Annotated in this window: 9 protein-coding genes; 1 reads left to right on the top strand and 8 read right to left on the bottom strand. The window is 62.8% G+C overall.

The features are described 5' to 3' along the window. Positions 1-449 precede the first annotated feature (449 nt). From folM to RVY79_RS14875, 5 genes are all read right to left on the bottom strand, one after another. Positions 450-1,163, bottom strand: coding sequence for a dihydromonapterin reductase (folM, locus tag RVY79_RS14895; RefSeq protein ID WP_317465181.1), 714 nt, complete (start codon positions 1,161-1,163; stop codon positions 450-452). Then, positions 1,160-1,963, bottom strand: coding sequence for an NAD(P)H-flavin reductase (locus RVY79_RS14890; protein WP_317465179.1), 804 nt, complete (start codon positions 1,961-1,963; stop codon positions 1,160-1,162). The genes folM and RVY79_RS14890 overlap by 4 nt, the downstream gene beginning before the upstream one ends. Beyond that, positions 1,953-3,479, bottom strand: coding sequence for a 4-hydroxy-3-polyprenylbenzoate decarboxylase (gene ubiD / locus RVY79_RS14885; protein WP_317465178.1), 1,527 nt, complete (start codon positions 3,477-3,479; stop codon positions 1,953-1,955). Before ubiD ends, RVY79_RS14890 begins: the two co-directional genes overlap by 11 nt. 368 nt (positions 3,480-3,847) lie before the next feature. Then, the gene (gene rho / locus RVY79_RS14880) at positions 3,848-5,107 is read right to left on the bottom strand and encodes a transcription termination factor Rho (RefSeq protein ID WP_178998501.1); all 1,260 of its coding nucleotides are present in this window, start codon (positions 5,105-5,107) and stop codon (positions 3,848-3,850) included. A gap of 431 nt (positions 5,108-5,538) precedes the next feature. Then, positions 5,539-5,868, bottom strand: a complete 330-nt coding sequence (locus tag RVY79_RS14875) for a thioredoxin family protein (RefSeq protein WP_317465177.1) — start codon at positions 5,866-5,868, stop codon at positions 5,539-5,541. A gap of 119 nt (positions 5,869-5,987) precedes the next feature. Here RVY79_RS14875 and ppx point away from each other — a divergent pair, with 119 nt between their 5' ends. Continuing rightward, positions 5,988-7,487, top strand: a complete 1,500-nt coding sequence (gene ppx / locus RVY79_RS14870) for an exopolyphosphatase (RefSeq protein ID WP_317465175.1) — start codon at positions 5,988-5,990, stop codon at positions 7,485-7,487. On the opposite strand, the gene tilS is transcribed toward ppx, so the two are convergent. The 3 genes from tilS to dnaE all read right to left on the bottom strand — a co-directional run bounded on the left by tilS (position 7,474) and on the right by dnaE (position 13,404). After that, complete coding sequence (gene tilS, locus RVY79_RS14865) at positions 7,474-8,787, bottom strand: tRNA lysidine(34) synthetase TilS (protein WP_317465174.1); 1,314 nt, start codon at positions 8,785-8,787, stop codon at positions 7,474-7,476. The genes ppx and tilS overlap by 14 nt on opposite strands. Next, positions 8,771-9,724, bottom strand: a complete 954-nt coding sequence (locus tag RVY79_RS14860) for an acetyl-CoA carboxylase carboxyl transferase subunit alpha (RefSeq protein WP_317465172.1) — start codon at positions 9,722-9,724, stop codon at positions 8,771-8,773. Before RVY79_RS14860 ends, tilS begins: the two co-directional genes overlap by 17 nt. 173 nt (positions 9,725-9,897) lie before the next feature. After that, the gene (gene dnaE, locus RVY79_RS14855; RefSeq protein WP_317465171.1) at positions 9,898-13,404 is read right to left on the bottom strand and encodes a DNA polymerase III subunit alpha; all 3,507 of its coding nucleotides are present in this window, start codon (positions 13,402-13,404) and stop codon (positions 9,898-9,900) included. Positions 13,405-13,476: the final 72 nt, after the last annotated feature.

The following is a 13,476-nucleotide window of genomic DNA, read 5'->3' as shown; positions in this document are numbered from 1 at the left end:
ACGCCACCCAGCGTTTCACGGTCGGAGGTGGCAGCTAAGACCGACCGGACGTCGCTAAATCGCCAATAATATAGTGCCTGCGTGCTCTGCCATGCGCTGCCGATCTCGAACATGTTCTGCTCCCGTGTCATTCATCAAAAAAGGAGTGGATTAAACGCAAAAACCCCCGGTCGGGTTGCCGACCAGGGGTTCTAAGACGCTGGAGGCAACCCGGGGTAGGGCGTGCCTCGTGGCGTATCAGGTCATGTGACCCTACCGCCGGGCACGCCGGGGCTAAACCAATACCCATAGCTAAACCCGAACAACGCGCACACGACATCTTCCGCCGCCTGAATCGGCAGAGAATGCATGCTTGCGGTGATGGGTGCTATCGACATGGGTTGACTCCAAAACATACCTTCATCCTACACGGCTGTCGCCATTTGGCAAGCCCGCGGGAGAGCCATCGCTCATCGCAGGTGGCGGCCACCATCGACAGGCAATATCGCGCCCGTCACGAAATCGTTGTCGAGTAGGTAGCGTAGTGTCTGATAAATGACACCCGGCCCCGGCACTTTGGCCATCAATGATTTGGCCTTGGCCTTCTCGACATAGGCTTCGTCATCGCCGTCATTGAGCATGATCAAGGCCGGCGCAATGGCGTTGACCTGGATGCTTGGCGCATACATCGCGGCGAACGACAGGGTCAGGTTGTCCAACCCCGCCTTGGTCGCCGCGTAGGCGGCGTGCTTGCGCGAGCCTTTCTGAGTGACGTAATCGGTCATGTGGATGATGTCACGCTGCGGTTCCCGGCAGGCATCGAGCAGCTCGCGGGCATGCAGGTTGATCAGATACGGAGCCTGCATGTGCACGCGAAACAGACGCTCGAAATTGGCGCCGGCATCGTCATCGAGGCTATCCGGCGCCCAGTCGCTGGCATTATGGACGATGGCGCGCAGCGACGAGGTCTGCGCCTTGAGGCGCGCGATGAAATCGTGAATGCCCGCCTCGCTGGAGAAGTCCGCTGCCAGGGTCACCGCCCCGCGCCGACGCAATGCCTCCAGGGACTCGCGCTCGCGACGGTAGCTCATGATCACCGGCTGGCCATCGTCGAGCAGGCGCTCGACGCAATGGCGGCCCAGACGCTGAGCGCCCCCGGTGACGAGAATCGGTGATTGGCTCATGCGTCGTCCTCCGCGCGGCGCTCGCCGGGCGACAGCGGCGCGGTCTCGTCCGGCAGCGGAATCAACGGCACGCGCGGCGCATAGGCAAAGACATCCGAGAAGACCCGCTCAGGATCAAGCCCCAGTGGCACCAGCGTGTCAATACAGGCGTAGACCATGCCCGGCGACCCTGAGAGGTAGACATCGTCACCGGAAACATCACCCAGCGCCTCGGCGAGGACCGCATCGATACGTCCGACGTGACGTGTCACGCCGGGCGGCATGCTCGACACGGTGGCATTCTCCTCGGCCACGGTGTGCACCTCTATGTGCGCGTGCTGAGCAGCCCAGTGCAACGCCAAGCTTTCCAGATACAGATCGCGTGGGGACTTGGCCGCCCACCAAAGCCGAATCGGCCCGGGGTGACCATTGGCCAGCGCGGCCTCGACGATGGCCTTCATCTGGGCGAAACCAGTGCCCGCCGCGATCAGTGTCAGCGGCCGCCGGCTGTGAGTATCCAACACGCAGCCGCCATTGGGCAGGCGCACCGTCAACTGGGCGGCATGCACGAGAATCTCGCGCAGGCGTGCCGAGTTGCTGCGTTCCGGCCAATGCTGGACGTGCAATTCGATGATGCCGTCATCGACATGCGCGTTGGCGATGGAGAACGGCACCCAGGTCTCGTCGTCGAGCTTGAGTTCCAGATACTGCCCGGGAGCATGCGCGATGGCCTCGCGGCGCCCCGCCAGATGAACGCGGAATACGTCGGTCGTCAGGTCCTCGACCGATTCAACATGGCAGGTCAGGGTCTTAGGCGTCATCGTGTCCTCGTTCGTCGCTCGCGGGCGAATGGCGGGGGGCCGGTGGCGGCGTAGCGATGCCGTATTCCTCCCAGCGCGCGTCGACACGCCGCTTGACGGCATCGTCCATGACGATGGGCGTGCCCCACTCGCGGTCGGTTTCGCCTGCCCATTTGGTGGTGGCATCGAACCCCATCTTCGAGCCCAGGCCCGCTACCGGCGAGGCGAAGTCGAGATAGTCGATCGGCGTGTTCTCGACCATGACCGTATCGCGCGCCGGGTCCATGCGCGTGGTGATTGCCCAGATCACGTCTTCCCAGTTGCGCGCGTCGACATCATTATCGAGCACGATCACGAACTTGGTGTACATGAACTGGCGCAAGAAGCTCCAGACGCCCATCATCACGCGCTTGGCGTGACCTGGATACTGTTTTTTCATGGTTACCACCGCCATGCGGTAGGAACAACCTTCCGGCGGCAGGTAGAAATCGACGATCTCAGGAAACTGCTTGCGCAGGATCGGCACGAATACTTCGTTGAGCGCCAGGCCCAGGATGGCGGGCTCGTCCGGCGGGCGCCCCGTATAGGTGGAATGATAGATCGGATCGCGGCGATGGGTGATCCGCTCCACGGTGAAGACCGGGAAGGTTTCGACCTCGTTATAGTAGCCGGTGTGGTCGCCATAAGGGCCTTCCGGCGCCGTGTCATCGGGGTAGAGGTAGCCCTCGAGAACGATTTCGCTGGATGCCGGCACCTCGAGATCGGCATGCCCGCACTTGACCAGTTCGGTGCGCGAGCCGCGCAGCAAACCGGCGAAGGCGTATTCGGAAAGACTGTCCGGCACCGGCGTCACTGCGCCGAGAATGGTCGCCGGGTCAGCCCCCAGCGCCACCGCCACCGGGAACGGCTCGCCCGGGTGGGCTTGCTGCCATTCCTGAAAGTCCAGCGCTCCGCCGCGATGCGACAGCCAGCGCATGATCAGGCGGTTCTTGCCCAATTTTTGCTGGCGATAGATGCCCAGATTCTGGCGCTCCTTATGGGGCCCCTTGGTCACCACCAGCGACCAGGTCACCAGCGGCGCCACATCGCCCGGCCAGCAATGCTGAATCGGCAGTTGATCGAGATCGACATCGTCGCCTTCGCGGATCACTTCCTGGCATGGCGCCTTGCGCAGCGTCTTGGGCCCCATGCTCATCACCTGCTTGAAGATCGGCAGCTTTTCCCAGGCATCGCGGAAGCCTTTGGGCGGCTCCGGCTCCTTGAGAAACGCCAGTAGTTCGCCGACCTCGCGCAACGCGGCTATCGAGTCCTGCCCCATGCCCAGCGCGACACGCTCCGGCGTCCCGAACAGGTTGCCCAGCAGCGGCATCGCGTGGCCCTTGACGTTCTCGAACAACAGCGCCGGTCCGCCCGCGCGCAGCGTACGATCACAGATCTCGGTGATCTCCAGGTAAGGATCGACCTCCGCCGTGATTCGCTGGAGCTCGCCACGATCCTCCAGCGCCGCGATGAAATCGCGCAAGTCCTGATACTTCATGTGGTTTTCCGTGCCAGAACGCGAAAAAGGGCAGCATAACATGCCGCCCCTTTCATTGACCGCCCATCGGCCTTCAGCCCGGCGATATCTTGCACGCGTCAGCCGAGGCAGGCCTTCCGGAGGCGCTATGAACCCATCCCTGGACGCTACCTACGCCATCCATGGCGTAGGACCTCCTGCAGGCCTGTCCTCGGCGCCGCTCGCCTCGACATGTCATCAAGCGTTGAGAGCTGGCCGCAGCCAGCAGGTGCGTCATGAGCGACACGCAGACAAGGCGAATCCGACTGAGGCAGCGGAGTGTACGCGTTTGTACATGAGCATGCCGAAGGAGGATTCAACACCGTCTGCGTGAGCGCAATAGCACCGGATCAGCGTCGCTTCATGGCCTCGAAGAATTCCAGGTTAGTCTTGGTATCCTTCAAGCGGTCGATCAAGAACTCCGTCGCCGCCACATCATCCATGGGGTTGAGCAGCTTGCGCAGAATCCACATGCGCTGCATCTCTTCCTCGGAGGCGATGAGGTCCTCGCGGCGCGTGCCGCTGCGGCGGATATTGAGCGCCGGATAGACCCGCTTCTCGGCCAGCTTGCGGTCGAGGTGCGCTTCCATGTTGCCGGTACCCTTGAACTCCTCGAAGATGACTTCGTCCATCTTGGAGCCGGTATCGACCAGCGCGGTGGCGATGATGGTCAAACTGCCGCCTTCTTCGATGTTGCGCGCGGCGCCGAAGAAACGCTTGGGCTTCTCCAGCGCGTGAGCGTCGACACCGCCGGTAAGCACTTTGCCGGAGGACGGCACCACGGTGTTATAGGCGCGTGCCAAGCGGGTAATGGAATCGAGCAGAATGACCACGTCCTTCTTGTGCTCGACCAGGCGCTTGGCCTTCTCGATGACCATCTCGGCAACCTGAACGTGACGCGCGGGCGGTTCATCGAAGGTCGAGGCCACGACTTCGCCACGCACGGTGCGCGACATCTCGGTGACCTCTTCGGGGCGCTCGTCGATGAGCAGCACGATCAGATGACACTCGGGATTGTTGCGCGTGATCGACGTCGCGATGTTTTGCAGCATCAGCGTCTTGCCCGCTTTGGGCGGCGACACGAGCAGACCACGCTGACCCTTGCCGATGGGCGACGTGAGATCGATCACCCGTGAGGTCAGGTCCTCCGTCGATCCATTGCCGATTTCCATCACCATGCGTTCCTGTGGGAACAGCGGCGTCAGATTCTCGAACAGGATCTTGTGCTTGGCATTTTCGGGCCGATCGAAGTTGATCTGACTGACCTTGAGCAGCGCGAAATAACGCTCCCCCTCCTTCGGTGGCCGAATCTTGCCGGCGATACTGTCGCCTTTGCGCAGGTTGAAGCGACGGATCTGCGACGGCGAGACATAGATGTCATCGGGGCCGGCCAGATAGGAGCTGTCAGCGCTGCGAAGAAAGCCGAAGCCATCCTGCAGGATTTCCAGCACCCCATCGCCATAAATGTCTTCACCACTTTTCGCATGCTTCTTGAGAATGGCGAAGATGATGTCTTGTTTACGCGAACGCGCCAGATTGTCGATGCCCATTTCCCGGGCAATATCCAGCAGTTCGGGAACGGTTTTTTGCTTGAGTTCGGTAAGATTCATCGGTTTCGTCAGAGATTGCTCGTGTCGGCGAGGCAATGGGATTGCCGGACAAAAGACAGGAGGCGGTCATGCGCCGCGCGGTGCGTTCAGAGGGCCCCAGGAAATCCTTTCCACTCGTCGCTTTCATGCCTCAAGGCATCGCCGCGCGAGGGGTTGGCGAAAAACGGTATTGAGAGATTCGGTTCGCGTCGCCTGGCGCCATGCCCAGCTCCTGATCGGGAGGCTTGGCGAGACAAGAATACTTGGGGCGATCTGACGACTTGGAGGACCGCGACGGCAATGCCGCGTGACGGTCAGGAAGCATTCGGAACAGGCGAACGACTCGATGGTAGTCAAGGCGCCAGCCAAACGCAAGCCCACTTTTCTCATGCATCATCGCGGAGCGCAAAATCGAGTCGCCGCACATGATGGTTCCCTGCGAGGCAGGTGTCTCAATTCGTCAGCTGGTGGTCGAGCCATGTCTCGAGCTGAGAAGAGGACAGCGCCCCCACGCGCATGGTATCCAGCCCCGCGTCGGTAAACAGCGCCAGTGTCGGCATACCACGCACACCGTACTTGCGGGCCGTGGCCGCATTGAGATCGACATCGCAAAACGCGACCTGCAAGGTATCGCGTGCGCTGGCAAGCGCAGACAGGCGCGGGCGCAATTCGGTGCAGGGGCCGCACCAGGACGCCACGAAGGCCACCAAGGTGGGCGTGACCGCGTCCAGCACGCGGGCCTCGAAGGTATCGTCCGCCACTTCGAAAATTCGCTCGGACATGCGCACTCCCCTGAACATTCGGCCTCTTCATCGCCTCTCATTGGACGCTGCATGGCGACAATTGACAAGCCTCGGACAGCCCCGCAACCTTGCCATACTTCTGTGAAAAGGATCCTCGCATGAGCAGTCGCCACCCGGCACCCCGGCGTCTCGCCGCCATCGACCTGGGCTCGAACAGCTTTCACTTGCTGGTGGCCAATCATTACGCCGGTCAGCTTCAGGTCGTCGCCAAGCTCGGCGAAAAGGTCCAGCTGGCGGCCGGACTCGACGCCGAGGAGCAGCTCGATGAAGCGGCCATGCAGCGCGCTCTCGCCTGCCTAGAGCGTTTTGCACCTTACCTGAACGGCCTGGAAGCCCACGACGTGCGCATCGTCGGCACCAATGCATTGCGCGCGGCACATAACCGCCAGACGCTGATCGACCGCGCCGAGGCGCTGATCGGCCACCCCATCGAGATCATCGCCGGCCGTGAGGAAGCCCGCTTGATCTATCTGGGCGCCGCGCATGCGCTGGCCGAGGTCCACGGGCGCCGGCTCATCGTCGACATCGGCGGCGGCTCCACCGAGCTCATCATCGGCGAGCGCTTCGAACCGCTGGCGTTGGAAAGCCTGCACATGGGCTGCGTGGCCTATACGCAACGCTTCTTCGCCAGTGGAGACATCACCGAGAAGGCTTTTCGCAAGGCCGAGCTTGCTGCGCTTTCCGAGCTGGCCAACATTCGCCGTTCCTATCAAACACTCGGCTGGCAGGATCCGGTCGGCTCGAGCGGCACCATCAAGGCCATCGCCGCCGTGCAAGCCGCGAGCGGCGATGCACCGGAAGGCATGATAACGCGCCAGGGGCTGAAGAACCTGCGCAGCCGACTGCTGAAGTGCAAGAAACTCGACAAGGTCGCCATGGAAGGACTCAAAAGCGACCGGGCACGGGTATTCCCGGCGGGGGTGGCGATTCTATGCGCCATCTTCGAAGCCTTCGAGCTCGAAGGCATGCGCTATTCGGACGGCGCCCTACGCGAAGGCGTGCTCTACGACCTTCTAGGTCGCAACACCGCCGAGGATTCCCGAGCCTCGGCGCTCATCACGCTGCGCCGACGTTTCGACGTCGACACGCGTCAGGCAAACAACGTGCGCGCCACGGCCGATCATCTGGTCACGCAGGTCGCCGATCATTGGTCGTTGAATCAGGAACAACGCCAGTTCCTGGCCTGGGCAGCCGAACTGCACGAAATCGGTTTGGCCGTCTCGCACAGCCAGTTTCATCGCCACGGCGCCTATCTACTTGAAAACTCCGACTTGGCCGGATTTTCACGCCCCGAGCAACAGGCCCTGGCTTTTTTGGTGCGCGCCCATCGACGCAAGTTTCCCGGCAAGGAGCTCGATGCCCTCCCGGCCTCCTTGCGACCCGCCTATACACGACTGGCACGCCTATTACGCCTAGCGGTGGCGCTCAATCATTCGCGCCCCGAGCACCCCGTCCTTGACGCCCGCCTCGAGACCGATGGCGACACGCTGCGACTGGGGCTCGGCGAGGACAATGATCAATCGCTGCTGATGGCCGACCTCGAGCAGGAGGTGCGCTATCAACGTAGTGCCGGCTTTGCGCTGGTTATCGACGCTTAGCCGAGTCGGCGTCCTTGGGCATCGGCACCAACCGCCAGCCTTCGGCGGCGACTACGCCGAGTACGCCGACCAGGGTGTCGCCTTCCCAGGCCAGCCATAGGCGCTCGCGCTGCCACGGCGGCACGTGGTGCTCCTGCAGCAAGCGCTTGAGATCGCGCCGCCCGCGCCCTGGCAAACGCAGCGTCTCGCCGCCCCGGCGCAAACACAGGGTGAGGCTGACATCACGCAGTGGATCGGGAAGCAGTTGCCACGCCAGCGGACCCAGCGGCGTCTCCAGGGGCGAGCAACCATCCCAGGCCAGGGAAATATCCGCCATCGGTGGGGCACCCAGCGGTGCCAGCAGATAGAGATGCCCTCGCCAGCGCCTGGCCTGCGCACCCGGCCATGTCAGGCATACCTGGGCATCGTCGCGGGCCTGCAATTGATCGAGCAGACTTTCGAGCCTCGCGCGCGGCGGCGTAGGCAGGGAGAGCCGCCGACAGGCATGGCGTACCAGCAAGCGCTGGCGAGGCCGGGAGAGTGCCACGAGGCGCGCGACCGACAGGCAAGATGCTTCGCCTCCTAACGCCTGCAAGGTGTCCTCGGCCAGTTCCTCCAGCAGCGCATCGCTCTCGCCGAGTTGCTCGGCAGTGCGTGCCAGCGATGTCGCCGCACCCGGCCAGCGTGCCGCCAGCGCCGGCATGACCGTGTGGCGTAGATAGTTGCGATCGAAGCGCTCGTCGGCGTTGGACGGATCCTCGACCCAACTCAGATCGCGTGTCGCGGCTTCGCGCTCCAGCGTCGCGCGCGTCACGGACAGCCACGGCCGGACCATGAAACGCCCCTGCCACTCGCGTCTCTCAGGCATGCCGGCCATGCCACGTAAGCCACTACTCCGCATCCCCGCCAGCAACAGGCCTTCGGCCTGATCGTCGGCATGCTGCGCCAGCAGCAGTGTGTCTCCCGGTGCGACACGGCACGCATATGCCGCGAGCCGCACCTCACGGGCATTGGCCTCGAGGCCACGCTCACCGCGCGCCACCGTGACGTGCTCGACGAAGAGGGGTACACCCAGGCGGGAGCAGAGCGCCCGACAATGCCGCTCGAAATCCTCGGCGGCCGGTTGCAGGTCATGATTGACGTGCAACGCATAGAGCCGCCGTGGATGTCGACGACACGCCGCCACCGCCAGCGTCAGCATCAACGAGGAGTCCAGGCCGCCGGATAGCGCGACCCAAACGCAACGCCCCGGCGAGGTCATCACCAGGGCGTCTTCGACAAGGGCTTCGGGAATCGACCGTGCGTTATTGGGGCGCGCCATAGCTCATCAGACGCGCATAGCGACGCGACAGCAGATCATCCGTCTCCATGGCTTCCATTCGCTCGAGGCTAGCGCCGAGGGCGTCCTTGATGCTATCGGCCATCTTCTGAGGGTTGCGGTGCGCGCCCCCCAGCGGTTCTTTGATCAGGGTATCGACGAAGCCCAGTTCCTTGAGGCGCTCGGCGGTAATCCCCATCGCTTGCGCCGCCTCGGAAGCCTTTTCGGCGCTCTTCCACAAGATCGAGGCGCAACCCTCGGGGGAAATCACCGCATAAGTCGAATACTGCAGCATCTGCAGTTCATCGCAAACACCGATCGCCAATGCCCCGCCGGAGCCGCCCTCGCCCACAACGGTCGAGATGATCGGCGTCTTGAGGCGCGACATGACCGCCAGGTTGTAGGCAATGGCTTCGCTCTGGCCGCGCTCCTCAGCGTCGATCCCGGGATAAGCGCCTGGGGTGTCGATGAAGGTCAATACCGGCATCTTGAAGCGTTCGGCCATTTCCATCAGCCGGCACGCCTTGCGATAGCCTTCCGGGCGCGGCATGCCGAAGTTGCGTCGCACCTTCTCCTTGACGTCGCGCCCCTTCTGATGACCGATGACCATCACCGGTTTTTCATCGAGGCGTGCCACGCCGCCCACGATGGCGGCGTCATCGGCGAAGTGACGATCGCCATGCAACTCGTCGAAATCCTCGAACAGGCTGTCGAGGTAATCCAGCGTGTAAGGACGCTGGGGATGACGCGAGAGCTGCGATACCTGCCAGGCGCTGAGATCACGGAAGATCGATTCGGTGAGCTTGCGATTCTTGTCTTCAAGCTTGCCGATTTCTTCGCTCAAGCTGATATGGCTGTCGTTACCGACCAAGCGTAGCTCATCGATCTTGGATTCCAGCTCGGCGATCGGCTGTTCAAAGTCCAGGTAGTTGGGATTCATAGAACGTCTACTTTGTGGTCTGGGGCAGCCCGGGGCCGCACGTCCGATGCCGCGCAAGGCGACGCTGTGACGGACAGGGCATGGCGCCAACCGGCCGTAAACCGGCATTATCGCACCCTGAACGCAGCACGCAAGACACCTCGCGCCAAGTGCCATCGCCAGCGATAGCGGATTCACCCACGATAACGCAACGTAACCGCCTCCTGACCCTCCACCTCGCGTAGGGCGATGAGCAGATCGTCGCTGGGCGCCACCCGCCAGGGGTCGCCCAGTTCCAGCACGCCGCTGGCCTGGGGGTTACGGTAGCGCACGCGCACCGGCAGGCCCTTGGGATCGCGCCACCGCGTCAGGTTATCGTGCAGATGTCGCGCGAAACGTCCATTGAGACGCGCGCCGTCCACGGAGAGTTCCACGGCCTCGCCATAGCGCGTGCGCGCATCGATCATCGGCGTCACTTCCTTGCCACGCAGGCGCAGGCCGCCCGAATAATCATCGGTGCTCACTTCGCCTTCGATGATCAGGACGTCGTCGGCACCGAGCTTGCCACGCATCTGCTCGTACATCTCACCGAACAGCGAGGCTTCGATGCGCCCGGTACGGTCGTCCAGGGTAATGAACGCCATGGTGTCGCCACGCTTGGATTTCATGGTGCGCATGGCCACCACGAGTCCGGCGACACGCTGCGATTCGCCGCGCTGGGGTTTCAGATCGACGATGCGCGTCGACACGAAACGCTTAAGCTCGATTTCATACTCGTCGATGGGGTGGCCGGTCAGATAGAGGCCCAAGGTGTCCTTTTCACCGGCCAGGCGCTCCTTGTCGGTCCATTCCCGGACATGGTGATAGTCGGCGTAGACATCGCCGCTTTCCGGTTCGACGAAGGCATCGCCGAACATGTCGATCATCCCCGCGCTGGCATTGGCATTGCTCTGCGACGCCGCCTTGAGCGCGGCATCCAGCGACGCCATCAACACCGCTCGGGTCGGCCCCAGGTTGTCCAGCGCACCGGAGCGGATCAATGCCTCCAGGGTACGCTTGTTGAGACGCTTGGCATCGACTCGGCGACAGAAATCGAACAGGTCGTCAAAGGCACCGTCGGCCTCGCGCGCCTCGACGATCGCGCCGATGGGTCCTTCACCGACGCCGCGAATCGCGCCCAGGCCATAGACGACCCGGTTCTGCTCGTCGACGGTGAACTTGTAGCTGCCGATGTTGACGTCCGGCGGCGTGACCGTCAGCCCCTGCTTACGGCATTCCTCGATCAGCGGCACGACCTTATCGAGGTTATCCATTTCAGTGGACAACACCGCCGCCATGAAGGGCGCGGGATAATGCGCCTTGAGCCACGCCGTCTGATACGAGACCAGTCCGTAGGCTGCCGAGTGTGACTTGTTGAACCCGTAACCGGCGAATTTCTCCACCAGGTCGAAGAGGTTGCCGGCCAGATCCTTGTCGATACCGTTGGCGGCGCACCCTTCCATGAAGCCGGCGCGCTGCTTGGCCATTTCCTCGGGCTTCTTCTTGCCCATGGCACGCCGCAGCATATCCGCCTGGCCCAGGCTGTAACCCGCTATCACCTGAGCGATCTGCATCACCTGCTCTTGATAGAGGATGATGCCGTAGGTGGGGCCGAGCACCGGCTTGAGCAGCTCGTGCTGGTACTCCGGATGCGGGTAGGCGACCTCGGCACGGCCATGCTTGCGGTTGATGAAGTCATCGACCATGCCGGATTGCAGCGGCCCGGGGCGGAACAACGCCACCAAGGCAATCATGTCCTCCAGCGAGTCGGGCTGCAGGCGCTTGATCAGCTCCTTCATGCCGCGCGATTCGAGCTGGAAGACCGCCGTGGTCTCGGCCTTCTTGAGCATATCGAAGGTGGGCACGTCATCCAGCGGGATCGAGGCGATATCCAACGGCCCCTGCCCTTCGCGGGCGCGCACCGTATCGACCATCTCCAACGCCCAGTCGATGATCGTCAGCGTGCGCAACCCCAGAAAGTCGAACTTGACCAGCCCGGCTTCCTCGATGTCGTTCTTGTCGTACTGCACCACGAGCCCGCTGCCGTCCTCTTCACACAGCAGTGGCGAGAAATCGGTCAGCTTGGTGGGCGCAATCACCACCCCCCCGGCGTGCTTGCCGGTGCCGCGCGTGATGCCCTCGAGCTTGAGCGCCATGTCCCAGATTTCCTGGGATTCCTCGTCGTTGTCCAGGTACTCCTTGAGCGCCGGTTCCTGCTCGATGGCCTTGGACAAGGTCATGCCGACCTCGAAGGGGATCAGCTTGGACAGTTTGTCGCCCATCGAATACGGCTTGCCCTGGGCGCGGGCCACGTCGCGGACCACGGCCTTGGCGGCCATGGTACCGAAGGTCACGATCTGCGAGACGGCATCACGCCCGTAACGACTGGCCACGTATTCGATGACCCGGTCGCGCTTTTCCATGCAGAAGTCGACATCGAAGTCGGGCATCGACACGCGCTCGGGGTTGAGGAAGCGCTCGAACAGCAGGTCGTACTCGAGCGGGTCGAGGTCGGTGATCTTGAGCGCATAGGCAACCAGCGAGCCGGCCCCGGAACCACGCCCCGGCCCCACCGGGATATCGTTGTCCTTGGCCCACTGGATGAAGTCCATGACGATCAGGAAGTACCCGGGGAAGCCCATCTCGAGGATGATATTGAGCTCGAAGTCGAGCCGCTCACGATAGGCCCCCTCATGCTCGGCGAGATCGCGCCCGGGGTAGATCGGCATCTCGCCGGTAAAGAGCTTCTCGAGCCGTTCGGTGAGGCCGTCATGGGAGATCTTGCGGAAGAAGCTCTCCATGCTCATGCCCTCCGGCACCGGGTACTCGGGCAGGAAGATTTCACCCAGCGGCACGTCGACGTTACAGCGCGCGGCAATCATCACGCTGTTTTCCAGCGCCTCGGGAAGATCGGCGAACAGCTCGGCCATTTCCTGCGGGCTCTTCAGGTACTGCTCTTCGCTGTAGCGGCGCTCGCGCCTGGGATCGTCGAGCGCCTTGCCCTCGCCGATCGCCACCCGCGTCTCGTGGGCCCAGTAGTCCTCACGGGTCAGGAAGCGCACGTCGTTGGTCGCCACCACCGGCGTCTCGGTCTCGGCCGCCAGGGCCACCGACAGATGCAGGCACTCCTCGTCGTGCTCGCGGCCGGTACGCTGGACCTCCAGATAGAACCGCCCCGGAAAGGCAGCGTTCCAGGCATCGCACAACTCGCGCGCCGCCTGGCCGTGCTCGGTCAGCAGGTAACGTCCGATCTCTCCCTCGCGAGCCCCGGAGAGCGCGATCAGTCCCGCACTGCGCTCGAAAATCCATTCCTTCTTGAGGATACCCTGGCCACGCTGCTGCCCCTCGCTCCAGCCCCGCGAGATCAGTTCGGTGAGATGGCGATAACCGTCGTTATCCATCGCCAGCAGCGTAACGCGGTAAGGATGCGCCTCGTCATGTGGGTTTTCCATCCACAGGTCGGCGCCGATGATCGGCTTGAGCCCTGCGCCCTGCGTGCCCTTGTAGGCCTTGACCAAACCGAACAGATTGGAATCGTCGGTCACGGCCACGGCAGGCATGCCGCCCTCGGCCGTCGCTTCGATCAGTGGCTTCAAGCGCACTAGGCCATCGACCAAGGAATATTCACTATGCACGCGCAGATGAACGAAAGGCGTAGTCATGACGAGCTCTTGAGACGAAACGGACGATGCCGCACGGGCGACACCTTCCTGAATGAATTGGGTAACGACGTA

The organism is Chromohalobacter sp. HP20-39 (genome assembly GCF_033052815.1).
In the GTDB taxonomy this organism is placed as follows: Bacteria; Pseudomonadota; Gammaproteobacteria; order Pseudomonadales; family Halomonadaceae; genus Chromohalobacter.
The sequence above is the reverse complement of the archived record's forward strand: the minus strand, read 5'-3'. Positions and strand labels throughout refer to the sequence as shown.

What these genes read in the sequence shown, in the direction of transcription:
- ppx (WP_317465175.1), top strand. Translation starts at nt 5,988, where the DNA reads ATGAGCAGTCGCCACCCGGCACCCCGGCGTCTCGCCGCCATCGACCTG.
- rho (WP_178998501.1), bottom strand. Translation starts at nt 5,107, where the DNA reads ATGAATCTTACCGAACTCAAGCAAAAAACCGTTCCCGAACTGCTGGAT.
- ubiD (WP_317465178.1), bottom strand. Translation starts at nt 3,479, where the DNA reads ATGAAGTATCAGGACTTGCGCGATTTCATCGCGGCGCTGGAGGATCGT.
- RVY79_RS14875 (WP_317465177.1), bottom strand. Translation starts at nt 5,868, where the DNA reads ATGTCCGAGCGAATTTTCGAAGTGGCGGACGATACCTTCGAGGCCCGC.
- RVY79_RS14890 (WP_317465179.1), bottom strand. Translation starts at nt 1,963, where the DNA reads ATGACGCCTAAGACCCTGACCTGCCATGTTGAATCGGTCGAGGACCTG.
- folM (WP_317465181.1), bottom strand. Translation starts at nt 1,163, where the DNA reads ATGAGCCAATCACCGATTCTCGTCACCGGGGGCGCTCAGCGTCTGGGC.
- RVY79_RS14860 (WP_317465172.1), bottom strand. Translation starts at nt 9,724, where the DNA reads ATGAATCCCAACTACCTGGACTTTGAACAGCCGATCGCCGAGCTGGAA.
- tilS (WP_317465174.1), bottom strand. Translation starts at nt 8,787, where the DNA reads ATGGCGCGCCCCAATAACGCACGGTCGATTCCCGAAGCCCTTGTCGAA.
- dnaE (WP_317465171.1), bottom strand. Translation starts at nt 13,404, where the DNA reads ATGACTACGCCTTTCGTTCATCTGCGCGTGCATAGTGAATATTCCTTG.